The following is a 23,777-nucleotide window of genomic DNA, read 5'->3' on the forward strand; positions in this document are numbered from 1 at the left end:
AGACTGGACGCTTACGCGTCCGGCGCTGCCTTGGCCGTCGGCTCACTGTTTTCGTAAATATACAGTGGCTTGGACTTGCCTTCGATCACGCTTTCATCGATCACGACTTTGCTCACCTCAGACTGCGAGGGGATTTCATACATCGTGTCGAGCAGTACACCTTCGAGAATCGAACGCAGACCACGGGCACCGGTTTTACGTTCCAGGGCACGCTTGGCGACCGATTTCAGCGCGTCTGTGCGGAACTCCAGATCCACGCCCTCCATCTCGAACAGCTTGGCATACTGTTTGGTCAGAGCATTTTTCGGCTCGGTGAGGATCTGCATCAACGCAGCCTCGTCGAGTTCGTCCAGCGTCGCGAGGACCGGCAGACGACCGACGAATTCCGGGATCAGACCGAACTTGACCAGATCGTCAGGCTCGACTTCACGCAGGGATTCACCGACTTTCTTGCCTTCTTCCTTGCTACGCACTTCTGCGTTGAAGCCGATGCCGCCCTTGGTGGAACGGTTTTGAATAACCTTTTCCAGACCGGAGAACGCACCACCGCAGATGAACAGGATGTTACGGGTGTCGACCTGCAGGAATTCCTGCTGCGGGTGCTTGCGACCACCTTGCGGCGGTACGGAAGCGACCGTGCCTTCGATCAACTTCAGCAAGGCCTGTTGCACGCCTTCACCGGAAACGTCCCGGGTGATCGACGGGTTGTCGGACTTGCGCGAAATCTTGTCGATTTCATCGATGTAGACAATACCCATCTGGGCCTTCTCTACGTCGTAATCGCACTTCTGCAGCAGCTTCTGAATGATATTCTCGACATCTTCACCCACATAACCCGCCTCGGTGAGGGTGGTTGCGTCGGCAATGGTGAACGGAACGTTCAGCAAGCGGGCCAGTGTTTCGGCCAGCAGGGTTTTACCGGAGCCTGTCGGGCCGATCAGCAGGATGTTGCTCTTGCCGAGTTCGACGTCGTCAGCCTTTTTGTCACGCTGGTTCAGGCGCTTGTAGTGGTTGTACACCGCTACGGCCAAAACCTTTTTCGCACGCTCCTGACCAATGACGTACTGGTCAAGGATGCCGCTGATTTCTTTAGGCGAAGGCAATTTATGCGCGCTGCTTTCGGCCTGGGCTTCCTGCACCTCCTCACGGATGATGTCATTGCACAGGTCGACGCACTCGTCGCAGATAAAGACCGAGGGGCCGGCAATCAATTTGCGCACTTCATGCTGGCTTTTGCCACAGAAGGAGCAATAGAGCAGCTTGCCGTTGTCCTCGCCGTTGCGGGTGTCAGTCATTCGTTCGATCCAAATCCGATAGGCTTGCAACACAAGATGAAGGCTATTGCGGGCTTTTTCAAGCCCGCCGCTGATCAGACAAGCCGACCAAGCCTACTTTGAGCCGCTTATTTTAAGCTGGGCGCTGGTTGATCACTTCGTCGATCAGGCCATATTCCTTCGCAGCTTCTGCACTCATGAAGTTGTCGCGATTGGTATCGCGCTCGATTTCTTCCAGAGTACGCCCGCTGTGCTTGGCCATCAGCGTGTTCAGGCGCTCGCGAATGAAGAGGATTTCCTTGGCGTGGATTTCGATGTCCGACGCCTGGCCCTGGAAACCGCCCAGTGGCTGGTGAATCATCACGCGCGAGTTCGGCAGGCAGAAACGCTTGCCCGGGGCACCTGCGGTCAGCAGGAATGCACCCATGCTGCAGGCCTGGCCGATGCAGGTGGTCGACACGTTCGGTTTGATGAACTGCATGGTGTCGTAGATCGACATGCCTGCAGTCACCGAACCGCCCGGGGAGTTGATGTAAAGATGGATGTCCTTGTCCGGGTTTTCCGCTTCAAGGAACAGCAGTTGCGCGCAGATCAGGTTGGCCATGTAGTCCTCTACCGGACCAACCAGAAAGATCACTCGCTCCTTGAGCAGGCGCGAATAGATGTCATAGGCGCGTTCGCCACGAGCAGATTGCTCGACAACCATCGGGACCAGGCCGCCGGCGGCCTGGATATCAGAGTTCTGCTGAATATAAGAATTACGGAACATGCTCTGCAGTCGCTCCCAAATAGTTATGTCTTGAATACGCATAAGCCAGCTCGAGAGCTGGCTTATGGTGTGTACTTCTTAACGCAAAATCAATCAGTCGGCTGCTGGAGCTTCTACCGGCTTGACTGCTTCTTCGTAAGAGACCGCTTTATCGGTCACACTAGCTTTCTGCAGAACAGTATCCACAACTTGTTCTTCCAGCACAACCGAACGCACTTCGTTCAGCTGCTGCTCGTTTTTGTAGTACCACGACACAACCTGCTCAGGCTCCTGGTAAGCCGAAGCCATTTCCTGAATCATTTCGCGAACGCGAGCTTCGTCAGGCTTCAGGTCGAACTGCTTGACCACTTCAGCCACGATCAGACCCAGCACAACGCGGCGCTTGGCTTGCTCTTCGAACAGCTCGGCCGGCAGTTGATCAGGCTTGATGTTGCCGCCGAATTGCTGAACAGCCTGCACGCGCAGACGGTCAACTTCGTTGGACAGCAGAGCCTTAGGCACTTCGATCGGGTTGGTGGCCAGCAGACCGTCCATTACCTGATTCTTGACCTTGGATTTGATCGCCTGACGCAGTTCGCGCTCCATGTTCTTGCGAACTTCGGTGCGGAAACCGTCGATGCCGCTTTCCTTGATGCCGAATTGAGCGAAGAACTCTTCGTTCAGCTCTGGCAGCTTAGGCTCGGATACAGTGTTGACAGTCACGGTGAACTCGGCGGTTTTGCCAGCCAGGTCCAGGTTCTGATAGTCCTCTGGGAAGGTCAGGTTCAGAACGCGTTCTTCGCCAGCCTTAGCACCTACCAGACCTTCTTCGAAGCCCGGGATCATGCGACCGGAACCCAGCACCAGCTGAGTACCCTTGGCGGAGCCGCCAGCGAATACTTCGCCGTCAACCTTGCCAACGAAATCGATGTTCAACTGGTCTTCGTTCTGGGCAGCACGGTCGGCCACTTCAAAACGGGTGTTCTGCTTGCGCAGGATGTCGAGCATTTTGTCCAGGTCAGCGTCAGCCACGTCAGCGCTCAGGCGCTCAACGGTGATGCCGTCGAAACCGGCAACGGTGAACTCAGGGAACACTTCGAACACAGCAACGTATTCCAGATCCTTGCCAGCTTCGAGCGACTTAGGCTCGATCGAAGGCGAACCAGCCGGGTTCAGCTTCTGCTCAACCACGGCTTCGTAGAAGGAGGACTGGATAACATCACCAACAGCTTCCTGACGAGCGTCAGCACCGAAACGGCGCTTGATTTCGCTCATTGGCACTTTGCCTGGACGGAAGCCAGCAATCTTGGCCTTTTGGGCAGTCTGCTGCAGACGCTTGTTGACCTGGCTCTCAATGCGCTCAGCCGGCACGGTGACGCTCATGCGGCGCTCAAGAGCAGTAGTATTTTCAACAGAAACTTGCATGGATATTCCTCGTTGCACAGACGTTAGCCGGCCGTTTCCGACCCCAGAATCAAGGGCATGCATTCTAGTGGGTCAAACTCAAGAAGTCACCCTACTGAAAACGGGTAAAAAAACAGCAGGCATTTTATCGGGACCACTACACCAATGCAGCGCGCCCCACAGGCGAATACAACCAATCTCGCCAGGGCTCTGCGCCAACCGCTTCTATATATAGAAGAGACTGCCGATCACTCCCTGACGGCCGTTCTTGCAAGCAAGCCCGGCGAGCAGCGCAGCATCATCGAGCAACATAAATACGACGAAGCGCCCCGCCCCTGCGCCCCGAAACCGACAATCGCCGGTTTTCAGAACCGCTAAAACAAAAAAGGCGCCAGACTGTTAAATCTGGCGCCTTTCGAAATATGGGGTGGACGATGGGGATCGAACCCACGACAACGGGAGTCACAATCCCGTGCTCTACCAACTGAGCTACGCCCACCATATTGCGTAACAAAAAAGCCAAACAACTTCTTTGTTGAAACCTCACCAGCCCGAAGACATGAATGAAGCTTTAATTGGTGCGGATGAAGAGACTCGAACTCTTACGCCTCGCGGCGCTGGAACCTAAATCCAGTGTGTCTACCAATTCCACCACATCCGCGGGTGAAGCTTTAAAGCAAAGGCGCCAGACTGTTACATCTGGCGCCTTTCGAAATATGGGGTGGACGATGGGGATCGAACCCACGACAACGGGAGTCACAATCCCGTGCTCTACCAACTGAGCTACGCCCACCATATCGCGTTACTTGTGCCAAAGCTGCCTAATGGCGCACCCGGCAGGACTCGAACCTGCGACCATCCGCTTAGAAGGCGGATGCTCTATCCAGCTGAGCTACGGGCGCCTTATTAATCTGTACTCTTAAAGGACTACAAACTAAGTGCTTTCCAGTGTCGCAGAACCTTGATTCCGCTTCACCTTCTTAACCAGTGCTAGGCTGTGCCCGACAAGTGCGACGAATAGTATAGAGCGCTCTGAAGGTCGTCAAATCCTTTTTGAAAAAAATTCATTTAATTAAAGGAGTTAGAGGAATTTGCTGACCAAGCGCCTTTGCCCTCACCGCTCGACATGCGAGAATGCGTTCTCATTTTTTCCCCTCTCGATGGTTAATCACGCGCAATGACTGCACAACTAATCGACGGCAAATCGATCGCCGCCAGCCTGCGCCAGCAGATCGCCCAACGAGTTGCCGAGCGTCGCCAGCAAGGCCTGCGCACTCCCGGCCTCGCGGTGATCCTGGTCGGCAGCGATCCTGCCTCTCAGGTTTATGTCTCGCACAAGCGTAAAGACTGTGAAGAGGTTGGCTTCCTCTCTCAAGCCTACGACCTGCCCTCCGACACCACGCAAGACGCTTTGACCGATCTGATCGATCGCCTCAACGACGACCCTGCAATCGACGGCATCCTGCTTCAGTTGCCGCTGCCCGAGCACCTGGACGCCTCCAAATTGCTGGAGCGCATTCGTCCGGACAAAGACGTCGACGGTTTCCACCCTTATAACGTCGGCCGTCTGGCCCAGCGTATTCCACTGCTGCGTCCGTGCACCCCCAAAGGCATCATGACGCTGCTGGAAAGCACCGGCGCTGACCTTTATGGCATGGACGCAGTGGTCGTCGGCGCTTCCAACATCGTCGGTCGCCCGATGGCGATGGAACTGCTGCTGGCAGGCTGCACCGTGACCGTGACTCACCGCTTCACCAAAGACCTGGCGGGCCACGTTGGCCGTGCCGATCTGGTGGTGGTGGCCGCCGGCAAGCCGGGCCTGGTCAAAGGTGAGTGGATCAAGGAAGGCGCAATCGTGATCGACGTCGGCATCAACCGTCAGGACGACGGCAAACTGGTCGGCGACGTTGTCTACGAAACCGCCCTGCCCCGCGCTGGCTGGATCACGCCGGTACCAGGTGGCGTCGGTCCGATGACCCGCGCCTGCCTGCTGGAAAACACCCTCTATGCGGCAGAAACCCTGCACGTTTGAGTGGTACTTTCAGCAATAAGAAAAACCCGCCTCGTGCGGGTTTTTTCATGCCTGAGAAAAAACTGTAACCGTTCGCCGGAAACCCCTCTTTTTACAGGCCTTTTCACGAGTTTTTCAGGTCGTTCAAACAACCATCGACAGATCTTCAGCCATACTCCTAGAATGCGACGCTTTTAAGAAATAACCCGTTACAAACTAACGGAATATCCAACCTTTATGAGTTCGCCCGCGTGAAAATTCGTCTTTCGATTCTGAGCCTGTTTTTTGCTTTTACAGGCACATTCATCACGCCAACGATCAACGCTGCGGAAACCACCGCTGCCCCGCGTGATGCTTCGACCCTGAAGATCGCCTCCGGCAGTGCCCTGCTCATGGATATGCAGACCAACAAAGTCATCTATTCCAGCAACCCTGACGTGATCGTGCCGATCGCCTCTGTCAGCAAGTTGATGACCGGTTTGGTAGTGGTTGAAGCCCGGCAAAACATGGACGAATGGATCAATGTCGATATCAGCAACACGCCGGAAATGAAGGGCGTGTTCTCCCGAGTCAAGCTCAAGAGTGAACTGCCACGCCGCGAGATGCTGCTGATTGCTCTGATGTCCTCGGAAAACCGCGCGGCCGCCAGCCTCGCGCACCACTACCCGGGCGGTTATGCAGCCTTTATCGCGGCGATGAACGCCAAGGCCAAGGCACTGGGCATGACCAACACCCACTACGTTGAGCCGACGGGCTTGTCCGAGCGCAACGTCTCCACCGCCCGTGACCTGAGCAAATTGTTGGTGGCGGCAAGCAAGTACCCGATCCTCAGCGAACTCACGACCACCAAGGAAAAGACTGTGTCTTTCCGCAAACCCAACTACACCCTGGGTTTCCGCAATACCGATCACTTGGTCAACAAAGCCGACTGGGACATCAAGATCACCAAAACCGGCTTCACCAATCCCGCCGGTCATTGCCTGGTGTTGGTGACCAGGATGGGTAACCGTCCCGTCGCGCTGGTCATTCTCGACGCGTTCGGCAAGTACACCCACTTTGCCGATGCCAGCCGTATTCGCAGTTGGGTAGAAACCGGGCGCAGCGCCAGCGTTCCGGCGGTGGCTCAGCAGTACAAGGCCGAGAAAAACCTCAAGAATCGCCAGAGCGGCGTAGTCGAAGCGTCCAAGTAAGCCACCGCACCAGAAAAAGCCCCGAATCCTCGGGGCTTTTTTTCATCTGCTGCCTCTCAGTCATTGGGCAACGGCATCTGATCATCATCAGGAATGCCATCCCCCGCACTTGGATCCCGCGCGGGCTCGGGGGTCAGCACATCCGGCCGGGCCATCGGGTCGCGCAGCGGGCTGTCCGGGTCCAGCACCGGATCAATCTCCGGCTCTGGCGTCGTCGGCACACTGTCAGGTTTTTGGTCATCGAAGCTTGAATCGGTACTCATACGCACCTCGCATCAAGGTTTCAGATTGGCTAACGGGTCATAAGGCTTGGCCGGCTTCTTGGCATCCTCGCCGGGCTCGACGTCGAGAGGCGCCTTGGCGGGGCCGACAGGATCGACCTGCGGATCATCAAGATCGGGCGAGTCCGGATCGAACCCCAAATCATCGCCCGAGGAATGCTCGGAGGAATGCGGGCCTTTCGCTGCTGGGGAATCTTTCATATCGCCTCCTGATTCACCCGCAAAACACGGGATGTATAAATAGGAGGCTTGCCGGGCGCCGTCGTGCCCGGCAGATGACGAACGGAAAACTCAGTGTGCGGCCAATGCCTTGCGCGCCTGCGCCGCTTCGTTTTCCTGACCGGCCTGAGCCAGTTCATCGGCCGCTTTGAGCCAGCGCTGACGGTCGACAGCTGCCGGGATCTGCGACGGTTTCTGAATCAGCACGGCCCAGCCACCGGACTTTTCCAGCGCCGACTCAAAGGAACTGAAACCCATCAATTCGCGGCGGTTCATGCCAGCGCGCAGCAGCACTTTCTGTTTGTTGCGATCGTAGCCGGACAGGATCGCGTAACGCGGCTCGGCCCAAAATGCCGAACCTTCGCTGAAACGCACCATCACCGGATAACCCGCCGCCACTTGGGTCAAGAGCGCTGGAAGGTTGCTGTCCAGCGGATAAACCACCATGCCGTACTCGCGGGCGAGGTTTTGCAGGTTCTGCTGCAATTTGTCTTCCGCACCCGGCAGGTGCAATGGTTTCTCGAGCAGCCCCGGGGTGATCACGATGCCCTGCTGCGACAACAGGCTGGCCAGCACTTGCGGGCCGCTCTGATTGGCTTCGCCGCGATAGAACGTGCCGCTGAGTTCGACCCGCTCCGGCAGACGCTTGACCTCAGGCGCGACACTGCCTGCACACCCGGCCAACATGGCCGCGCAACCCGCCACCAGCAGCGCCACACGAATTCGAGAAAATACCTGCACCATCGTCACTCTCTGTTCAGACGCCGGTCATCGTGTTCCGGCAACGCCTGCGATCATAGGGCCGCGCCAGGCTGCGGTATAGCCTTAAGCGGCAGACACGTCGATTACATAGAGCAAACTGATTGGTCACCACCGACCTTTGGTCAATAGCCTGAAACACCCCATTGTCTAGACTGTCACTGAAACAGAGCGAATTGAAAAAGTGGGCGCCCGATGCAGGGCGAAGAGGAGGCACTGATGAGCCTGACCATGACGATTGTGATGTTGATTGCGAGCTGGCTGGCGGTGGCCGCTGCCATGTTGTGGGGGGTGCTGCGGGTTTCGCGGCGCCATCATCACCATTCGGTTCAGCCTGCTGTACTCGAAAAAACACCGAAACAAAGTCCTCGCCATGCCACTGCGCACTGAGGCTTAACGTCAAAAGCTAAAAGCCCCTCATCGGAACGCCGCCCGCCTAGCCCTCTCCCGGAGGGAGAGGGGACTGATCGAGTTGTTTTCTCGAGTTACGCCGACCTGCAATAACGAGCCGAACTCAGGTTTGAAAACTACACAGATCGGCTCCCTCTCCCTCGGGAGAGGGCTGGGGTGAGGGGCTGGGCTTATCGGAGAATAGAAAACCCGAAATGAAAAAAGGCCGCCTGAACTCAGTTCAAGCGGCCTTTTTGGCTTCTTGGCGATTAAGCCTGCTCAGCCAGCTTCTTTTGCTTCGCCCGACGCGACATCATGTTCAGCACTTCAATCGAAGCCGAGAACGCCATCGCCGCATACACATAACCTTTCGGTACATGGGCGCCGAAGCCTTCAGCGATCAAAGTCATACCGATCATGATCAGGAAGCCCAGGGCCAGCATCACCACCGTCGGGTTGTCGTTGATGAACTTGGCCAGCGGCTCAGCGGCAAACAGCATCACCAGCACCGACACCACCACCGCGATGATCATGATCGGCAAGTGTTCAGTCATGCCGACGGCGGTAATGATGCTGTCGATCGAGAACACCATGTCGAGCATCAGGATCTGGCCAATAGCGGCAGCGAAACCAAGCGTAACCGTCGAGGTCGCCGACTTCGGATCTTCCGGCGCCGGGTCCATGCTGTGGTGGATCTCGGTCGTGGCTTTCCAGACCAGGAACAGACCACCGGCAATCAGGATCATGTCCTTCCACGAGAAAGCCTGACCCAGAATCTCGATCACCGGTGCAGTCAACTGCACGATGAACGCGATGGTGCTCAACAGCGCCAGACGCAGGATCAACGCCATGCCGATACCGATGCGGCGCGCCTTCTGCTGGTACTGCTTGGGCAATTTGTTGGTCAGGATCGAGATAAAGATCAGGTTATCGATGCCGAGCACGATTTCCATCACCACCAATGTGGCCAAAGCAACCCAAGCGGTGGGGCTGGCGGCGAGCTGTAACAGATATTCCATGGGTCAGTCCTGACTCTGTGTAAGACGAATTAGATGGTCTTGGAGGAAGATTCGGAGTTTTCCGCGTCTTTTTCCGGTGTTTCTTTCTTCTCGATCAAGCCGCCGGTGGCATCACTCAGGGCTTGTTCGGCGGCTTTATGCGTGTCGTCAATCGCTTGCTTGGCGCTTTCGGCAGCCTTGCCCATCAGTTGCTGGGCGCTTTTTTCGGCCTGATCGCAACCGGCCAGAAGCAGTAAAGACGTAAACATCAAAGCTGGGATTGTGTATTTCATAAGGTTTCCTTCGAATGAACAGACAGGGTCACAGACCGGTCGTCGATGGCTGGGCATTCTAGGGAGACAAACACTTCAGGAAAATTCGTATTTTTAGCGGCTATACTTCGGTTTTCACGAAGTGTAGACCGTCATGCTCAATTACCGACAACTGCATTACTTCTGGGTCGTAGCCAAGACCGGCAGCATCGTGCGCGCCTGCGAGCAACTGAACCTGACCCCACAATCAGCGGGCAGATTTCCCTGCTCGAACAGACGTATGGCATCGAGTTATTCAGACGCGTGGGCCGGCAACTGGAATTGACCGAGGCCGGAAGACAAGCCCTGCCCTACGCCGAGCAAATGTTCCAGCTCGGCGGCGAACTGGAACTGATGCTGCGCGCACAACCCAATGAACAACAGATCCTGTTCCGCGTCGGCGTCGCCGACGTAGTGCCGAAATCCATCGTCTATCGCCTGATCGCGCCGACCATGGAGCTGAACGAACCGCTGCGCATCACTTGCCGCGAAGACAAACTCGAACGGTTGCTCGCCGATCTGGCGATCCAGCGCCTCGATCTGGTGATCTCCGACAGCCCGATGCCCTCGCACCTCGACATCAAAGGCTACAGCCAGAAGCTCGGCGAATGCGGGATCAGCTTCTTCGCCACTGCTGAACTGGCGGCCAGATACGGTCAGGATTTCCCACGCAGCCTGCACGGTGCTCCGCTGTTGATTCCCGGCGCGGAAACCGTGGTGCGCAGCCGCTTGCAGCGCTGGTTTGCCGAGCAGCAGATCCAGCCGCAAATCGTCGGCGAGTTTGATGACAGTGCCTTGATGCAGGCGTTCGGCCAATCCGGCAGCGGGATATTTATCGGCCCGAGCGTGATTGCCGATGAAGTGAAGCGCCAGTACGGCGTCGAACTGATTGGCCAGACCGACGCGGTGACCGAGTCGTTCTACGCCATTTCGGTGGAGCGCAAGGTCAAGCACCCCGGCATCGTTGCGATTACCGAAGGTGCCCGACGCGAGCTGTTTACCGCGTTATGACGCCTCGGCGCAGATTTCGCGCGGTTTGAGCGTCATCAGCACCATGGCGAGGAACACCGAGAGCAAAATGAACCCGGCGGCGGCAAAGCCGAGGAAGCCCAGGCCCGCACTGTCGATGACCCGACCACCGACCATGGCGCCCAGACCGATGCCGAGATTGGCCCCGGCGATGTTCAACGAAGCGGCAAAGGCCGGCGCTTCTGGCGCGGCTTTCATCAGGCGTACATGGCTGACCAGGAACAACGCTGCCTGGGTAATGCCCCAGATCCCCATCGCCACTGCCAGCCCCAGCGGCGAATGAATGTTCGGCACCAGCGAGACCATGCCGGCAATCATGAATGCGCAAAACAACACCGACGCCCCGAGTGGATGACGGTCCACTGCACGACCACCCAGCGAGTTGCCGATCAGCCCGACCGCGCCGAAGGCCATCAGGCACCAACCGACCACGGTGCCGTTGAACCCGGCGAGCCGCTCCAGAATGTCGGCCAGATACGTGTAAGCGGTAAACATGCCGCTGAACACCAGAATCGACAGCACGATATGCCCGATCATCAACGGGCTGCGCAGGATCTTGAACTGCGAGCGGAAGCTGACCTGATGCTGGTGCAGGCTGGTTTTTGGCAAGTAGACAAACAGCAGCAACGCCTTGGCAAAGGCGATCACCGCCAAGATGCCAAAGGCACTGCGCCAGCCGAATGCGTCGGAAATCAGTGTGCCGACCGGGATGCCGAACACTGTTGCGCAGACAATACCGAAGCCAATCTTGGCGATCGCACGCCCGGCGAAATCCGGGCCGACAATGTCCACGGCCGTCTCACTGGCCAAGGCCCAGAACACCGGCAGACCGAGCGCCGGGATCAACCGGGCAATCGCCATCACCCAGATGTTCGGCGCCAGCGCGGCCACGGTATTGGCCAGACCAAACATGATCAGGATGCTGATAAACAGCTTGCGCCGCTCGAAGCGGGCGAAATACGCGGTCAGGAAAGGCCCGAACATGGCCACGGTAAAAGCGAATAAAGTCACCAGCAACCCGGCCTGCGGGATGGTGACTTCGAGGTCTCGGGCAATCGCCGGCAACAGGCCGACAATGACGAATTCCGTGGTCAGCACCGTGAAACCGGCGGCGGACAACAGAAGAATGGGCAACAGCATGCGCAACTCCAGCAAAACGACGACACCAGCGTTGACCCGGAGGCCCGCTGGCGAAATTTGAAAATAAGGATGCGCAATCTTAACAGAGTGTGTCCGGGCTGACTTGCACAAACCTGTCTATCTGGTTGACTGATCCGGTGGCAGATCGTCACATGCCTGAAGGATAAGGCCTACGCTGTGATAAAGTCCGCGCCCTGAAAAACGTACAACCTGTTCAACGACCAGTTTACTGGCGTTGATGTCGCGTCAACACTTTCGGTTCGTGGCGGTGGTCTGCCCCCTGTTTTGCCATCGCTTTACGCAACCTTGCACCTATAAAAAATCAGAGATGCCGCTATGACCGCTTCATCCCCTTCTCTATTGCAGCACTTGAAAAACCTGAGCCTGGTCGCGCAGATCCTCATCGGCCTGATCGCCGGTATTGCCTTGGCGATGTTTGCCCCGCAAGTGGCAAAAGACACCGCGTTCATCGGCAAAGTGTTCGTGTCGGCGTTGAAAGCCGTCGCACCGATTCTGGTGTTCGTCCTCGTGATGGCCTCGATTGCCAACCACAAGCACGGCCAGGAAACCCACATCCGCCCGATTCTGTTCCTCTATCTGCTGGGCACCTTCGCCGCAGCAGTGGTGGCCGTGATCGCCAGCATGGCGTTCCCGTCCCATCTGGTGCTGTCCACCGAAAACGTCGCGGTAACCGCGCCGGGCGGCATCGCCGAAGTTTTGCAGAGCCTGTTGCTGAGCGTCGTGGACAACCCGGTGAATGCGCTGATCAATGCCAACTTCATCGGTATTCTGGCTTGGGCAATCGGCATGGGCGTCGCGATTCGCCATGCCGGCGACACCACCCGCGAAGTGCTGGGTGATCTATCCAATGGCGTGACCTTGATCGTGCGTGTCGTGATTCGCTTCGCCCCGCTGGGTATTTTCGGTCTGGTCGCTTCGACTCTCGCCACCTCCGGCTTCGGTGCGCTGATCGGTTATGCGCACCTGCTGGCGGTGCTGCTCGGCTGCATGCTGTTCGTGGCGCTGGTGATGAACCCGCTGATCGTGTTCTGGAAATTGCGTCGCAACCCGTACCCGCTGACCCTCAAGTGCCTGCGTGAAAGCGGTATCACTGCATTTTTCACCCGCAGCTCGGCGGCGAACATTCCGGTCAATCTGGAATTGAGCAAACGTCTGGGGCTGCATGAAGACACCTATTCGGTGTCGATTCCGCTGGGCGCGACCATCAACATGGCCGGTGCGGCGATCACCATTACTGTGTTGACTCTGGCTGCGGTGCACACGCTGGGCATCGCCGTGGACATTCCGACTGCGATTCTGCTGAGTGTGGTGGCGGCGATCTGTGCCTGTGGTGCTTCGGGTGTGGCGGGCGGCTCGCTGTTGTTGATTCCGTTGGCGTGCAGTCTGTTTGGCATTCCGAGTGAAATCGCCATGCAGGTGGTGGCGGTCGGTTTCATCATTGGGGTGTTGCAGGATTCGGCAGAGACCGCGCTGAACTCGTCGACTGACGTGTTGTTTACCGCAGCGGCGTGTTTGGGTGAAGAAGTGAAAGCCCAGCGCACTGCGTAATCATCGCTGCAATGAAAAGCCCGCCATGGTGTGAACCTTGGCGGGCTTTTTTGTGGCTGAGATCTTTTCCCCCCTCACCCCAACCCTCTCCCCCCAAGGGGGGCGAGGGGGAAAGGGGGCCGATCTTCGTCGCCTTCAAGTCTTGAGTTCGACTCGATAAATCAGGTCGGCGTATCCCGAACAAACAACGCGATCAGTCCCCTCTCCCTTTGGGAGAGGGCTAGGCGGGCGGCGTTCCGATGAGGGGCTCTTAAAACTCAGAACGCGCCCATGTAATCACGCTTGCCCACTTCAACCCCGTTATGACGCAGCAGCGCATAAGTGGTGGTGACGTGGAAGAAGAACTGCGGCAGACCGTAGGTCAGCAGGTAAGCCTGACCGCTGAAGCGCTTCTCTTTCGGCGTGCCCGGACGGGTGACGATTTCGATGCCTTCCTTGCCATCGATCTGCTCCGGCTTGATCTCGCCGATGTAGGCCAGCACCTTGGCAATCAGGGCTTGCAACTCGGCGAAGGTGGTTTCGGTATCGTCGTACTTCGGCACTTCGACCTCAGCCAGACGCGAGGAAACGCCTTTGGCGAAGTCGACGGCGATCTGCACCTGACGGGTCAGCGGGAACATGTCCGGGTACAGACGGGCCTGCAGGAATGCGTTCGGGTCGATGTTTTTCTCGGTGGCGTGGGCTTCAGCCTTTTTCAGCACATCGCTCAAAGCGTTGAGCATTTGTTGAAAAACCGGGACGGATGCGGCGTACAGGGAAATGGTCATGGCAGTCTCGTGTGGTGGCTGGGTAGAACAAGGAGGCGATTATAGCCATGCTTGATGACCACACGGCTTGCCTTTTGTTTGGCAAGGATTAGGCTAGGCGCCTTCGACTGCAGAGGGAACGCGCGATGACCACAGAACCAGAATCCACCTTCGACGAGCCACGGCTCAACGCCACGGAAATCCGCATCCTCGGCTCGTTGATCGAGAAACAGGCGACCAGCCCGGAAACCTATCCGCTGACGCTCAATGCGTTGGTCACGGCATGCAATCAGAAAACCAGCCGCGAACCGGTGATGAACCTGACCCAGGGTCAGGTCGGCCAGAGTTTGCGGGCGCTGGAAGGTCGCGGTTTCGCCAAACTGGTGATGGGCAGTCGCGCCGACCGCTGGGAGCACAAGGTCGACAAGGCGCTGGAACTGGTACCGGCGCAAGTGATTCTCAGCGGATTGATGTTTCTGCGCGGCCCGCAAACCGTCAATGAACTGCTGACCCGCAGCGGGCGCATGCATGAATTTGAAGACACCGAGCAGGTGGTGCATCAGCTTGAGCGCTTGATTGCGCGGGGTTTGGCCGTGTTGATACCACGTCAGGCCGGGCAGCGTGAAGATCGTTACACCCATGCGCTGGGGGATCCGGCGGATATCGAGGTGATCATGGCGGCGCGGCAGAATCCGTCGGATCGCGGTGCCAGCAGTGGCGTTTCGGTTGAGCGTATCGAAGAGCTCGAAGCGCGGATTGCCGCGTTGGAAGAACGCCTGGCCCGCCTCGAATAATCACCCCCGTTTTATTGTGGGAGCGAGCCTGCTCGCGAAGAGGTTGTGTCAGCCAGATCATTTTTGAATGACACACCGCATTCGCGAGCAGGCTCGCTCCCACAAGGGTTATTTATCAGGTTTCAGATCCTGGTGTTACTCGCCATCCCAGTAATCCACACCATCCGCCTGCCGTGCCACAGCCACAAAACCTGAGGCATTGCCCTCGGCATCCACCTGAAAATCATCCATCACCGCATATTTGTTCGAATCCGGGTACTCACAAATTTCCGGCTGCTGTTGAGTACTCACGGCCAGATATCGCAATTCGCCCGAGCTGGTATTGATGATCTGATGCGCCTTCTCCGGCCCACCCGGCGGGCAAGCGATCACGTCACCTTCGCGGATCGGAAAGCGCTCGGCGCCAAGACGCACCTCGCCCTCCCCGGCCACCACGTAGAACATCTCCTCATTGACCCGATGGCTGTGAAACGGGCTGCCGCGCATGCCCGGCGGCAAGGCGTACAGGCGATAGCCGAGTTTCTGCGCGCCGAGTTGCTGACCGACACGGGCCATGCGCTGCTGATAGCGCCCGGCGGTTTCGCCTTCCGGGGCCAGGGCTTCGGGCAGGGATTCGAGTTCGACCTGATGCAGGTTGAGGATGGGCGGGTGCATGGTGGCCTCGGTCACGGTTTTTATTGGGAGCAAGTCTGTGCTTGCTGGGGAGGCAGTATAGGCAGCAGGATAAACCGAGGTGAATTCATCGCTGGCAAGCCAGCTCCCACAGGGCCTGGGGCTGCTCACATATTTGTGCTCCGCCGCAATACCTGTGGGAGCTGGCTTGCCAGCGATGGGGCCGGCTCATTTACCACACAAACCTGAGCATCAGCTTCGGGCAAACGCCACCGCCGCCGCAAACTGCTCTTCAGTCGGGCGCACGCCGGTGTACAGGACAAACTGCTCCAGCGCCTGAATCGCAATTACCTCAAGCCCGGTAATGACCTTTTTACCCTCGGCCCGGCCGCGCACGATCAGCGGCGTCTCCGACGGAATCGCGACCACATCAAATACCGTCTCAGCCGCAGCAATAACTTGAGGCTCAAACGCCAACTGCCCCGCCTCCGGCCCGCCGTCCATGCCCACTGGCGTTACATTGATCAGCATCTGCGGGCGCTCATCCTCCAGTTCCGCCTGCCAGCGATAACCCAGTGAATCCGCCAATGCACGCCCGGCGCGCTCGTTGCGGGCGACAATCAAACCGTTTTTGTAACCGCCATCACGCAAGGCACTGGCCACCGCTTTGGCCATCCCGCCGCTGCCACGCAGAGCGAAGGTCGAATCCTTGGGCACCGCGTGGGTTTTCAGCAACTGCTCGATGGCAATGTAATCGGTGTTGTAAGCCTTGAGATGGCCGTTGGTGTTGACGATGGTGTTAATCGACTGGATCGCTGCCGCCGACGCATCCAGCTCATCGACCAGCGCAATGCACGCTTCCTTGAACGGCATCGACACGCCGCAACCACGGATACCCAAGGCGCGAATGCCGCCGACTGCGCCGGTCAGGTCCTGGCTGCTGAACGCCTTGTAGTAGAAGTTCAGGCCCAACTGCTCATACAAATGGTTATGAAAACGCAGACCGAAATTCCCCGGGCGGCCCGACAGGGACATGCACAATTGGGTGTCTTTGTTCGGGTTCATCTGCATGAAACTTCTCCTTCAAACGCACTTTCGGATAAACGGGATTAGCCAGCCCATCGGCTTCTGAACGATCATAGAGGCCTGTTTTAAACGTATTCCGCGGCCATTACCCGGCCCGGTAAAGAAGCCGGTACAGACCTTACACAAAATTTACCCAGCGGCTGTGCTGATTTTCAGAATTTCGCTGTCTTAGAAGTATCCCCGCGACAACTGTGGGCCTGGTGCAGGCCCTGCCGCCGGGTCGAAGAACCGAGGAATTATCATGATTCGTAAACTCCCTATCGTGGCCCTGCTGATTGGTGCATTTGCTGTCGCAGGGCAAGCAGAAGCCCATGGCGGCAACTACTGGCAAGGCCCAGCGGTGTTTGGCGCGATCGTCGGCTCGGCCATCATCGGCTCGGCGCTTATCAATCAGGATCGCCCGGTGTATGTGCAACAAGCGCCGGTGTATGCCGCCCCGCCGCCACCGGTTTACGTGCAGCAGCCACCGCCACCGGTCTACTACCAGCCAGCGCCGGTGTATGTGCAGCAACCGGTCTACGTGCAACCGGCTCCGGTGTATTACGGTCCGCCGCGTGGCTACTACGGTCGCCCGCACTACTACGGCGGTCCACGCTGGTAACCGAAACAAAAAGCCCCGCTTTTATAGCGGGGCTTTTTTATGACCGTTGGTCGGCCAGCGTCTGAAAAAATCTCGCCAAGGTCGCTGTGAGGACAGTTTCACCAGCTAAAGTCGGCATGATTGATTGACCGTTATGTACTTTTCCATAAAACGGTCATTTATTTGTCATGACGGAACCGCAATCTGAATCCGTCCGTAAACAACAGGTTGATAACAACAAGGACGACTGTATGCCAACACAAAACCCGCACCGCATCGTCGGCCTGTGCACCTCCAGCAAGGTGTACAGCGCGCTGACCGAACTCAAGCACCTGGAAGGCCATCGCTGCGCCAAGTTTCTTTCGCTGCTGGCGGAAAACCTCGTGCATAAAGGTTTGCTCAACGAGCGCGAAGTCATGCACATGCTTGATCAAGTGGTCGACTGAAGCCTCAACGGCATCAATGACCACTATCGAAAGCGTTGATTGTCCGTCGAAGCGCCGAATCTCTAAGGTAGCTCCATTGATAGATGGAGGTACTCGTCATGGCTCAGGTTCAAATCATGTCCGTTATCGGCAGCGCCGTTCCCGCCTCGCTCAGAGCATCGGGCCTGCTCGCCTGCTGGTATCTGATGCGCGACGGCGAAGCGATCAGCGGCCCGCTCACTTCGCTGCCTGCGGCGCAGGCACTGTCGCAGAAGATCGTCAGCGCGCCGTTTCACGCTTAAGGCAGTTGCACCTTGGGCTTGGTCTCGGCGAAAAGCGCCCAGCTCGACATGAACAACGCCGCGATCAGCGGCCCGATCACGAAGCCGTTGAGACCAAACACCGCCAGACCACCCAGGGTCGAGATCAGAATCATGTAATCGGGCATTTTGGTGTCCTTGCCCACCAGAATCGGCCGCAGCACGTTGTCCACCAACCCGATCACGAACACCCCGAACAAGCCCAGCACCACACCCTGCCAGATCATCCCGCTGAGCAGGAAATACACCGCCACCGGCGCCCAGACAATTCCCGCGCCGACCGCTGGCAGCAATGACAGAAACGCCATCAACACCGCCCACAGCAAAGCGCTGGGGATGTCGAGAAACCAGAAAATCGCCCCGCCCAGTGCGCCTTGAGTCACCGCGACCACCAGATTGCCCTTCACCGTCGCCCGCACCACCCGATTGAATTTCAGTTGCAGACGACGCTTGTGAGTTTCTTCCAGTGGCACAGCGGTGCGTACCTTGCGCGCCAGTTCGGCGCCGTCACGTAGAAAGAAAAACAGCAGATACAGCATGATGAAAAAACTCACCACGAACTCGAACGTGCCCTGGCCAAAACTGAACGCCTGGCTGGCCAGCACCTGGCTGCCCTGCATCGCCGATTTGACGATTTTCTCGCGCAGGCCATTCAGTTCGCCCATGCCGAAGCGGTCGAGCAGGTGCTGAAAGTATGGCGGCAAGCTGTGCTTGAACTGCGCCAGATACGCGGCGATGTCCAGTTCGCCGCTTTCGATGTTCTTGTAGACCGCTGCGCCTTCCTGCACCAGCAACACACTGAGAATGATCACCGGCAGAATCGCGATCACCAGGCAGACCGACAAGGTACACAGGGACGTCAGGTTGCGCTGCCAGCCGAATTTCGCCTGCAGCCGGCGTTGCATCGGCGCAAACACAATGCCGAGAATCACCGCCCAGAACACCGCACCGTAGAACGGCAAGAGGATCCAGATAAACGCCACCGTGACCAGCAACAGCAGCACGGTGAGAGATTTGAATTGAAGGCTTTTTTCGTTCATGTCCGATCCATGTCAGTCAGGCGTCATGCACGCCCCGATGCTTAGTCAACCGGGGCCTGCACGAGTGCCATCTTTATTCATGGAGCATAGTTGCGGATCAGCGCGAGCCGGTCAGCGAACCGGTAACTTGATGATTTCATCAGTGGTCAGCACATCGCCGAAGGTGTCCTCGACTTCCGCCAGTGCGGCTTTGTGCAAGGCATCCTTGTCGATGGATGTGCCATTGGCGCGGGTGATCGCACGGGTCGCCGAGGCATCCGAAGCGACGATCATGCTGTAACCGAGTGGCGCGGCATCGCGCGCAGCCCCAGCGACACAGGCGTGGGTCATCAGGCCGGCAACAATCACCGTTTCGATGCCCGACTGCTTCAGCCGTTGGTTCAGATCGGTGCTGCCGAACACGCTGACCGTGTTTTTTTGCAGCACCACATCCTTGGCGCGTGGCTGCATGTCCGGGTGAAATTTCACGGTTTCGCCATCAATGGCAAACACCGGCGAGCCGGCCGGGGCCACGTGCTGAACGTGGTACACGGGGATCTTGTGGGAGTCGGCGAAGGTGATCAACTCACGGGTTTTTGCCAGTGCGACAGCACCGTCCGGGATTGGCATCTTGCCGGTGAAGTATTCGTTCTGGAAATCGATCACCAGCAACGCGGATTTGCCGGCCAGCAACTGGCTGACTGGCGTGACGCCTGACATTGCACGGAGGGTCGGGTGGTTGTCAGCCAATGCGCCGGTACTGGCCAACACACCGGAAAATGCACAGGCGCTGAGGAAGCGCCGGGTGAAACGCTGCATGGAAATACCTCTGTTCAGTTGAGTGATGAACAGAGCTTAAGCAGGCGCCTGTGTGTCGAACACAGTGAAACCGGCACATGATCTGTGCCGTTTCTGCACAAACAGAAACAGCCGAAACGTGGATCCAGATCAATGCACTCCGCTCGCATCCGCTCTACCCTGCCGCGCTTTTGCGACCGACCCCGCCATGACGCCTACCCTCACCGCCCCCGAACTGCTCGCCCCCGCCGGCACCCTGAAAAACATGCGCTACGCCTTCGCCTACGGTGCCGATGCGGTCTACGCCGGTCAGCCGCGATACAGCCTGCGAGTGCGCAACAACGAGTTCGATCACGCCAACCTGGCGCTGGGCATTCGTGAAGCCCAGGCACAGGGCAAGCGCTTTTACGTGGTGGTCAACATCGCCCCGCACAACGCCAAACTGAAGACCTTCCTCAAGGATCTGGCGCCGGTCATCGAGATGGCGCCGGATGCGCTGATCATGTCTGACCCGGGGCTGATCATGCTGGTGCGCCGGCATTTCCCGCAGATGCCGATCCACCTCTCGGTGCAGGCCAACACGGTGAACTGGGCGAGTGTCGAATTCTGGCAGCAACAGGGTTTGAGCCGGATCATCCTGTCGCGGGAATTGTCGCTGGAGGAAATCGGCGAGATCCGCGAACAGGTGCCGGGCATGGAGCTGGAAGTGTTTGTCCACGGCGCTCTGTGCATGGCCTATTCCGGGCGCTGCCTGCTGTCGGGTTACATGAACAAGCGCGATGCCAATCAAGGCACCTGCACCAACGCCTGTCGCTGGAAATACTCGGCGCAAGAGGCCACGGAAAACCAGATCGGCGAAATCGTCCAGACCTGTCAGCCCGAGCCGACCCTGGGCCTCGGCGCGCCCACCGATCAGGTGTTCCTGTTACAGGAAGCCAACCGTCCCGACGAATTGATGCCCGCCTTCGAGGACGAACACGGCACCTACATCATGAACGCCAAGGACCTGCGCGCGGTGCAGCACGTCGAGCGCCTGACGCGCATGGGCGTGCATTCCCTGAAGATCGAAGGCCGGACCAAATCGCACTTTTACTGCGCCCGGACTACGCAGGTGTATCGGCGGGCGATTGATGATGCGGTGGCCGGGCGTGAGTTTGATCGCAGCCTGATGACCGATCTGGAGTCACTGGCGCAGCGTGGCTATACCGAAGGATTTCTGCGCCGGCATGTGCATGACGAGTATCAGAATTATCAGCACGGCAGCTCGGTGTCGGAGCGTCAGCAGTTTGTTGGCGAGCTGACTGGTGAGCGGCGTGGGCGGCTGGCCGAGGTCAAGGTGAAGAACCGTTTTGGTCTTGGTGATCTTCTGGAATTGATGACGCCCACGGGTAATTTTCATTTTGATCTGCGTGAGTTGCAGAGTGTTAAGGGTGAGGCGATCGACGTAGCGCCGGGGGATGGGCATACGGTTTATGTGCCGATTCCGGAGGGGGTGGGTTTGCGGTTTGGGTTGTTGATGCGGGATATCGGTAGTGTCTGAAAAGCCCCTCATCGGAACGCCGCCCGCCTAGCCCTCTCCCAGAGGGAGAGGGGACTGATTGGGGGATATTGGAGAGATCCACCGACCTGAAAGCATGGCAGTGAATCCATAATCGACTCGATTGTTCAGGTCGGCGTATAGCGCATGACACCTCGGTCGGCCCCCTCTCCCTCCGGGAGAGGGCTGGGCGGGCGGCGTTCCGATGAGGGTAAGCTTTTCCTACGCAACAAACTCCTCCCGCAACATCGCCACAAACGCCTCCCGCGCCGGGTGCACCCCGGCGTTTTCATGCCAGTAAAACAAATTGTCGATAGCTGTCAGCTCCGCAAACTCATACCCCACACACCCAGCCCCTTTCGCGTACTGCTCAAACACGCCCTTGGGCACCAACGCCACCCCCGCCCCGGCACTCACACACCCGACAATCGCGCCATAACTGGCCAGACTGACAATCGGCAGCGCCTGGCCCTGACGCAACAACCAATGCTCCAGCGCCGCCCGATACGGGCAGCCCTGCGGCCACATGAACACGGTTTTCTTCTGGAGATCATCGATGCTCCGTATGGGCCCGAACGATGTCGACGCGATCAACAACAACTCTTCGCGATACATCGGCGTGCGCTTGAGCTGCGAACGTTCGACATCTACCGCGACAATCGCGCCATCGAGGCGATGGCTGACGGTATCGTCGAGCAACTGCCCCCAAGTGCCCGTGGTGAGTTCCAGCGCGACCTGCGGATAACGCTGGTGAAACTTCGCCAGCAAGCGCGGCAAACGCCCGGTCGCCGACGATTCAATGGCACCGATGCGCAGCGGCCCGGACGGCTCGGAAGAAGGATCCACTGCACGTTTCGCTTCGGCGGTCAGTGCCAGAATCTTTTCCGCATAGGCGAGAAACGTCTGTCCCGCGGGGCTGATGCGCAACCCGCGCCCCTCACGCAGAAACAACGCGACGCCCAGTTCCGCCTCCAGCGCCTTGATCCGCGCGGTGATGTTCGACGGCACGCAGAACAGCTTTTCCGCCGCCCGGGCGATGCTGCCGACTTCGGCTACGGTCTTGAACATACGGATTTGCGCCAGCTCCATACTCATCACTCAGAGTGAACATTTGACGCAGTATAAGTCAGTTGTGGCGAATGATTGGCGGCCCGGATACTCGGCGCATCGACACCACCGAGCGCCTGATCATGCCGCACCCTTGCCCACTGAAAATTCTCTTGGCGATGGCCTTCGTCGTTGCTTGCTGGGCGTATTCGCCGACCGGTATCCACATCGGATTGCAAGCCTACGATCCCGGGCATCTGGCGTTGCTGCGGTTTCTCTTGGCGTCGGTGTTCATGGCGTTGATCGCCGCGTTCAAAGGCATTCGCCTGCCGTATTGGCGCGACGTGCCGCTGTTGTTTGCCTTGGGTTTCTTCGCCGTCAGCCTGCATCACGTCGCGTTGAACATTGGCCAGCAAAGCGTCAGTGCCGGGGCTTCCAGTGTGTTGGCGCAATCGAGTCCTTTGTTCAGCACGCTGCTGGCGCGGTTTGTGTTCAAGGATCAGGTCAGTGTCTGGCGTTGGGGTTGTGTGTTGCTTGGGTTTGTCGGCGTGGTGATCGTGGTCAGCGGCGATAAGGGTTTGGGGGCTATCGATGTCCATGGCTTGCTGATCTTGCTGGCAGCCATTTCATGGAGCATTTACTTCGCCCTGCAAAAACATCATGCGCGGCGTTACGACGGTTTCAGTCTGGCGTGTTACGCGGTGTGGTCGGGGACTGTGTTGCTGCTGATTTATTGGCCGGGACTGGCGCACGCCGTGATGAATGCGCCGCTGCGGGTGCAGTGGGCGGTGTTGGCATTGGGCGTGTTTCCCAGTGCGCTGGCCTACCTGGCGTGGGGGTTTGTGCTCAAGCATGTGGATTTGAGCCGGGCGACAATGACTTTGTATCTGATCCCGCCGACGGCGATGGCGATTGCTTCGGTCGGGCTGGCGGAGCGGCCGACGCTGATGGTGCTGATGGGCTCGGTGGTGGTGTTGATCAGTGTGTTGGCGTTGAATCTGGAGCGGCGGGTTGGGAGTGTTCGGGCGGCGATCTGATCAACGATTGTTGTTGAAGCAAATGCCGTCATCGCTGGCAAGCCAGCTCCCACAGGGTTCTATGGTGAACATGATTTTCAGGTACATCCGCAGAACCTGTGGGAGCTGGCTTGCCAGCGATGAGGCCAGCACAGCCACCATATTAATCAAGGCAATCGCTGATCAGCGCCGATCATCCGACAACGGCGTCGGCTCATCCGCCGGCGGCACATCCTCATCGTCCGCCGTCGGATCCTTCCAGTCTTCGGGCCGATCAGCATCGCTCAACGGATCGCGCCCTGGAGGCATTCCCATCGGAGAATCATGATCGGACAATGTCGGTTCATCAGTGCCGGGCATCGGCCGGTTGGGATCGGTGGGCAGCACACCACCCTGAAACAGCAAATCATTCGCCATGACACACCTCACGAAGGAGGTCCGGAAAACCCGGGCCGTACAACTTGGAATCAGGCC

26 protein-coding genes, 4 tRNA genes and 1 pseudogene are annotated in these 23,777 nt (G+C 58.0%); 11 read left to right on the forward strand and 20 right to left on the reverse strand.

Annotated elements, in window-relative coordinates:
• Positions 1-11 precede the first annotated feature (11 nt).
• The 7 genes from clpX to RMV17_RS19005 all read right to left on the reverse strand — a co-directional run bounded on the left by clpX (position 12) and on the right by RMV17_RS19005 (position 4,328).
• Positions 12-1,295, reverse strand: coding sequence for an ATP-dependent Clp protease ATP-binding subunit ClpX (clpX, locus tag RMV17_RS18975; protein ID WP_003223632.1), 1,284 nt, complete (start codon positions 1,293-1,295; stop codon positions 12-14).
• Between the two features lie 112 nt (positions 1,296-1,407).
• Positions 1,408-2,043 carry an ATP-dependent Clp endopeptidase proteolytic subunit ClpP gene (gene clpP / locus RMV17_RS18980; RefSeq protein WP_007951559.1) on the reverse strand — a complete coding sequence of 212 codons (636 nt, stop codon included), beginning with the start codon at positions 2,041-2,043 and terminating at the stop codon, positions 1,408-1,410.
• 93 nt (positions 2,044-2,136) lie between these two features.
• Entirely contained in the window at positions 2,137-3,447 is a 1,311-nt protein-coding gene (gene tig / locus RMV17_RS18985; protein ID WP_311881674.1) for a trigger factor, read from the reverse strand.
• Positions 3,448-3,849: 402 nt separating this feature from the next.
• Positions 3,850-3,925 (reverse strand) — tRNA-His (locus RMV17_RS18990).
• 77 nt (positions 3,926-4,002) lie between these two features.
• Positions 4,003-4,087: transfer RNA gene (locus tag RMV17_RS18995), tRNA-Leu, on the reverse strand.
• A 56-nt stretch (positions 4,088-4,143) separates the two neighbouring features.
• A tRNA-His gene (locus RMV17_RS19000) sits at positions 4,144-4,219 on the reverse strand.
• A 32-nt stretch (positions 4,220-4,251) separates the two neighbouring features.
• A tRNA-Arg gene (locus RMV17_RS19005) sits at positions 4,252-4,328 on the reverse strand.
• A 275-nt stretch (positions 4,329-4,603) separates the two neighbouring features.
• Here RMV17_RS19005 and folD point away from each other — a divergent pair.
• Positions 4,604-5,458 (forward strand): bifunctional methylenetetrahydrofolate dehydrogenase/methenyltetrahydrofolate cyclohydrolase FolD, encoded by an 855-nt coding sequence (gene folD / locus RMV17_RS19010; protein ID WP_016986882.1) that lies wholly within the window; start codon positions 4,604-4,606, stop codon positions 5,456-5,458.
• A gap of 230 nt (positions 5,459-5,688) precedes the next feature.
• Positions 5,689-6,627, forward strand: a complete 939-nt coding sequence (gene pbpG / locus RMV17_RS19015) for a D-alanyl-D-alanine endopeptidase (protein WP_108225597.1) — start codon at positions 5,689-5,691, stop codon at positions 6,625-6,627.
• 56 nt (positions 6,628-6,683) lie between these two features.
• On the opposite strand, the gene RMV17_RS19020 is transcribed toward pbpG, so the two are convergent.
• From RMV17_RS19020 to RMV17_RS19030, 3 genes are all read right to left on the reverse strand, one after another.
• Positions 6,684-6,890, reverse strand: a complete 207-nt coding sequence (locus tag RMV17_RS19020) for a hypothetical protein (protein ID WP_311881675.1) — start codon at positions 6,888-6,890, stop codon at positions 6,684-6,686.
• 12 nt (positions 6,891-6,902) lie between these two features.
• Complete coding sequence (locus RMV17_RS19025; protein ID WP_034154676.1) at positions 6,903-7,109, reverse strand: DUF6021 family protein; 207 nt, start codon at positions 7,107-7,109, stop codon at positions 6,903-6,905.
• Positions 7,110-7,199: 90 nt separating this feature from the next.
• Positions 7,200-7,871 (reverse strand): peptidase C39 family protein, encoded by a 672-nt coding sequence (locus RMV17_RS19030; RefSeq protein ID WP_311881676.1) that lies wholly within the window; start codon positions 7,869-7,871, stop codon positions 7,200-7,202.
• Between the two features lie 210 nt (positions 7,872-8,081).
• Here RMV17_RS19030 and RMV17_RS19035 point away from each other — a divergent pair, with 210 nt between their 5' ends.
• A complete protein-coding gene (locus RMV17_RS19035) occupies positions 8,082-8,276 on the forward strand; it encodes a hypothetical protein (RefSeq protein ID WP_311881677.1) in 195 nt (64 codons plus the stop codon).
• Positions 8,277-8,545: 269 nt separating this feature from the next.
• On the opposite strand, the gene RMV17_RS19040 is transcribed toward RMV17_RS19035, so the two are convergent.
• Both RMV17_RS19040 and RMV17_RS19045 read right to left on the reverse strand, forming a co-directional pair.
• Positions 8,546-9,295 carry a TerC family protein gene (locus RMV17_RS19040; RefSeq protein ID WP_034154674.1) on the reverse strand — a complete coding sequence of 250 codons (750 nt, stop codon included), beginning with the start codon at positions 9,293-9,295 and terminating at the stop codon, positions 8,546-8,548.
• A gap of 29 nt (positions 9,296-9,324) precedes the next feature.
• Positions 9,325-9,567: a hypothetical protein gene (locus tag RMV17_RS19045; protein WP_034154673.1), complete on the reverse strand. Its 243-nt coding sequence runs from the start codon at positions 9,565-9,567 to the stop codon at positions 9,325-9,327.
• A gap of 133 nt (positions 9,568-9,700) precedes the next feature.
• Here RMV17_RS19045 and nhaR point away from each other — a divergent pair.
• A pseudogene (gene nhaR, locus RMV17_RS19050) lies at positions 9,701-10,596 on the forward strand (transcriptional activator NhaR).
• Here the strand turns inward: nhaR and RMV17_RS19055 are convergent.
• A complete protein-coding gene (locus RMV17_RS19055) occupies positions 10,591-11,754 on the reverse strand; it encodes an MFS transporter (RefSeq protein ID WP_034154672.1) in 1,164 nt (387 codons plus the stop codon). The pseudogene nhaR and the gene RMV17_RS19055 overlap by 6 nt on opposite strands.
• A 336-nt stretch (positions 11,755-12,090) precedes the next feature.
• Between RMV17_RS19055 and sstT the strand changes: the two genes are divergently transcribed.
• Positions 12,091-13,323 (forward strand): serine/threonine transporter SstT, encoded by a 1,233-nt coding sequence (sstT, locus tag RMV17_RS19060; RefSeq protein ID WP_311881678.1) that lies wholly within the window; start codon positions 12,091-12,093, stop codon positions 13,321-13,323.
• A 257-nt stretch (positions 13,324-13,580) separates the two neighbouring features.
• Here the strand turns inward: sstT and RMV17_RS19065 are convergent, their stop codons facing one another.
• On the reverse strand, positions 13,581-14,090 hold the full coding sequence (locus RMV17_RS19065) for a DUF1993 family protein (RefSeq protein WP_034154670.1): 510 nt from the start codon (positions 14,088-14,090) through the stop codon (positions 13,581-13,583).
• Positions 14,091-14,215: 125 nt separating this feature from the next.
• On the opposite strand from RMV17_RS19065, the gene RMV17_RS19070 reads away from it, so the two are divergent.
• Positions 14,216-14,863, forward strand: a complete 648-nt coding sequence (locus RMV17_RS19070; RefSeq protein WP_311881679.1) for a DUF480 domain-containing protein — start codon at positions 14,216-14,218, stop codon at positions 14,861-14,863.
• A 135-nt stretch (positions 14,864-14,998) separates the two neighbouring features.
• Here RMV17_RS19070 and RMV17_RS19075 read toward each other — a convergent pair whose 3' ends face one another.
• Both RMV17_RS19075 and RMV17_RS19080 read right to left on the reverse strand, forming a co-directional pair.
• Positions 14,999-15,517 carry a cupin domain-containing protein gene (locus RMV17_RS19075; RefSeq protein ID WP_311881680.1) on the reverse strand — a complete coding sequence of 173 codons (519 nt, stop codon included), beginning with the start codon at positions 15,515-15,517 and terminating at the stop codon, positions 14,999-15,001.
• A 210-nt stretch (positions 15,518-15,727) separates the two neighbouring features.
• Entirely contained in the window at positions 15,728-16,546 is an 819-nt protein-coding gene (locus RMV17_RS19080; RefSeq protein WP_034154667.1) for a shikimate 5-dehydrogenase, read from the reverse strand.
• A gap of 256 nt (positions 16,547-16,802) precedes the next feature.
• Here RMV17_RS19080 and RMV17_RS19085 point away from each other — a divergent pair, with 256 nt between their 5' ends.
• The 3 genes from RMV17_RS19085 to RMV17_RS19095 all read left to right on the forward strand — a co-directional run bounded on the left by RMV17_RS19085 (position 16,803) and on the right by RMV17_RS19095 (position 17,868).
• The gene (locus tag RMV17_RS19085) at positions 16,803-17,162 is read left to right on the forward strand and encodes a hypothetical protein (protein WP_034154666.1); all 360 of its coding nucleotides are present in this window, start codon (positions 16,803-16,805) and stop codon (positions 17,160-17,162) included.
• Positions 17,163-17,392: 230 nt separating this feature from the next.
• On the forward strand, positions 17,393-17,587 hold the full coding sequence (locus RMV17_RS19090) for a hypothetical protein (protein WP_016984641.1): 195 nt from the start codon (positions 17,393-17,395) through the stop codon (positions 17,585-17,587).
• Positions 17,588-17,685: 98 nt separating this feature from the next.
• Positions 17,686-17,868 carry a hypothetical protein gene (locus RMV17_RS19095; protein ID WP_034154665.1) on the forward strand — a complete coding sequence of 61 codons (183 nt, stop codon included), beginning with the start codon at positions 17,686-17,688 and terminating at the stop codon, positions 17,866-17,868.
• On the opposite strand, the gene RMV17_RS19100 is transcribed toward RMV17_RS19095, so the two are convergent.
• Both RMV17_RS19100 and RMV17_RS19105 read right to left on the reverse strand, forming a co-directional pair.
• Positions 17,865-18,926 (reverse strand): AI-2E family transporter, encoded by a 1,062-nt coding sequence (locus tag RMV17_RS19100; protein ID WP_034154664.1) that lies wholly within the window; start codon positions 18,924-18,926, stop codon positions 17,865-17,867. The two genes, RMV17_RS19095 and RMV17_RS19100, sit on opposite strands and share 4 nt — an antisense overlap.
• 111 nt (positions 18,927-19,037) lie before the next feature.
• Positions 19,038-19,724 carry an isochorismatase family protein gene (locus RMV17_RS19105; RefSeq protein ID WP_311881682.1) on the reverse strand — a complete coding sequence of 229 codons (687 nt, stop codon included), beginning with the start codon at positions 19,722-19,724 and terminating at the stop codon, positions 19,038-19,040.
• A gap of 187 nt (positions 19,725-19,911) precedes the next feature.
• Here RMV17_RS19105 and yegQ point away from each other — a divergent pair, with 187 nt between their 5' ends.
• Positions 19,912-21,243 (forward strand): tRNA 5-hydroxyuridine modification protein YegQ, encoded by a 1,332-nt coding sequence (yegQ, locus tag RMV17_RS19110; RefSeq protein WP_311881684.1) that lies wholly within the window; start codon positions 19,912-19,914, stop codon positions 21,241-21,243.
• Between the two features lie 219 nt (positions 21,244-21,462).
• Here yegQ and RMV17_RS19115 read toward each other — a convergent pair whose 3' ends face one another.
• The gene (locus tag RMV17_RS19115) at positions 21,463-22,329 is read right to left on the reverse strand and encodes a LysR substrate-binding domain-containing protein (RefSeq protein WP_311887067.1); all 867 of its coding nucleotides are present in this window, start codon (positions 22,327-22,329) and stop codon (positions 21,463-21,465) included.
• 101 nt (positions 22,330-22,430) lie between these two features.
• Between RMV17_RS19115 and RMV17_RS19120 the strand changes: the two genes are divergently transcribed.
• Positions 22,431-23,324, forward strand: coding sequence for a DMT family transporter (locus tag RMV17_RS19120; RefSeq protein WP_311887068.1), 894 nt, complete (start codon positions 22,431-22,433; stop codon positions 23,322-23,324).
• A 162-nt stretch (positions 23,325-23,486) separates the two neighbouring features.
• On the opposite strand, the gene RMV17_RS19125 is transcribed toward RMV17_RS19120, so the two are convergent.
• Positions 23,487-23,720, reverse strand: a complete 234-nt coding sequence (locus tag RMV17_RS19125) for a hypothetical protein (RefSeq protein ID WP_311881686.1) — start codon at positions 23,718-23,720, stop codon at positions 23,487-23,489.
• Positions 23,721-23,777: the final 57 nt, after the last annotated feature.

It is taken from the genome of Pseudomonas sp. VD-NE ins, assembly GCF_031882575.1.
Lineage (GTDB): Bacteria > Pseudomonadota > Gammaproteobacteria > Pseudomonadales > Pseudomonadaceae > Aquipseudomonas > Aquipseudomonas fluorescens_BZ.

Coding starts and splice junctions, on each gene's coding strand:
- clpX (WP_003223632.1), bottom strand. CDS start 1,295: ATGACTGACACCCGCAACGGCGAGGACAACGGCAAGCTGCTCTATTGC.
- clpP (WP_007951559.1), bottom strand. CDS start 2,043: ATGTTCCGTAATTCTTATATTCAGCAGAACTCTGATATCCAGGCCGCC.
- tig (WP_311881674.1), bottom strand. CDS start 3,447: ATGCAAGTTTCTGTTGAAAATACTACTGCTCTTGAGCGCCGCATGAGC.
- folD (WP_016986882.1), top strand. CDS start 4,604: ATGACTGCACAACTAATCGACGGCAAATCGATCGCCGCCAGCCTGCGC.
- RMV17_RS19020 (WP_311881675.1), bottom strand. CDS start 6,890: ATGAGTACCGATTCAAGCTTCGATGACCAAAAACCTGACAGTGTGCCG.
- RMV17_RS19025 (WP_034154676.1), bottom strand. CDS start 7,109: ATGAAAGATTCCCCAGCAGCGAAAGGCCCGCATTCCTCCGAGCATTCC.
- RMV17_RS19030 (WP_311881676.1), bottom strand. CDS start 7,871: ATGGTGCAGGTATTTTCTCGAATTCGTGTGGCGCTGCTGGTGGCGGGT.
- RMV17_RS19035 (WP_311881677.1), top strand. CDS start 8,082: ATGCAGGGCGAAGAGGAGGCACTGATGAGCCTGACCATGACGATTGTG.
- RMV17_RS19040 (WP_034154674.1), bottom strand. CDS start 9,295: ATGGAATATCTGTTACAGCTCGCCGCCAGCCCCACCGCTTGGGTTGCT.
- RMV17_RS19045 (WP_034154673.1), bottom strand. CDS start 9,567: ATGAAATACACAATCCCAGCTTTGATGTTTACGTCTTTACTGCTTCTG.
- RMV17_RS19055 (WP_034154672.1), bottom strand. CDS start 11,754: ATGCTGTTGCCCATTCTTCTGTTGTCCGCCGCCGGTTTCACGGTGCTG.
- sstT (WP_311881678.1), top strand. CDS start 12,091: ATGACCGCTTCATCCCCTTCTCTATTGCAGCACTTGAAAAACCTGAGC.
- RMV17_RS19065 (WP_034154670.1), bottom strand. CDS start 14,090: ATGACCATTTCCCTGTACGCCGCATCCGTCCCGGTTTTTCAACAAATG.
- RMV17_RS19070 (WP_311881679.1), top strand. CDS start 14,216: ATGACCACAGAACCAGAATCCACCTTCGACGAGCCACGGCTCAACGCC.
- RMV17_RS19075 (WP_311881680.1), bottom strand. CDS start 15,517: ATGCACCCGCCCATCCTCAACCTGCATCAGGTCGAACTCGAATCCCTG.
- RMV17_RS19080 (WP_034154667.1), bottom strand. CDS start 16,546: ATGCAGATGAACCCGAACAAAGACACCCAATTGTGCATGTCCCTGTCG.
- RMV17_RS19085 (WP_034154666.1), top strand. CDS start 16,803: ATGATTCGTAAACTCCCTATCGTGGCCCTGCTGATTGGTGCATTTGCT.
- RMV17_RS19090 (WP_016984641.1), top strand. CDS start 17,393: ATGCCAACACAAAACCCGCACCGCATCGTCGGCCTGTGCACCTCCAGC.
- RMV17_RS19095 (WP_034154665.1), top strand. CDS start 17,686: ATGGCTCAGGTTCAAATCATGTCCGTTATCGGCAGCGCCGTTCCCGCC.
- RMV17_RS19100 (WP_034154664.1), bottom strand. CDS start 18,926: ATGAACGAAAAAAGCCTTCAATTCAAATCTCTCACCGTGCTGCTGTTG.
- RMV17_RS19105 (WP_311881682.1), bottom strand. CDS start 19,724: ATGCAGCGTTTCACCCGGCGCTTCCTCAGCGCCTGTGCATTTTCCGGT.
- yegQ (WP_311881684.1), top strand. CDS start 19,912: ATGACGCCTACCCTCACCGCCCCCGAACTGCTCGCCCCCGCCGGCACC.
- RMV17_RS19115 (WP_311887067.1), bottom strand. CDS start 22,329: ATGGAGCTGGCGCAAATCCGTATGTTCAAGACCGTAGCCGAAGTCGGC.
- RMV17_RS19120 (WP_311887068.1), top strand. CDS start 22,431: ATGCCGCACCCTTGCCCACTGAAAATTCTCTTGGCGATGGCCTTCGTC.
- RMV17_RS19125 (WP_311881686.1), bottom strand. CDS start 23,720: ATGGCGAATGATTTGCTGTTTCAGGGTGGTGTGCTGCCCACCGATCCC.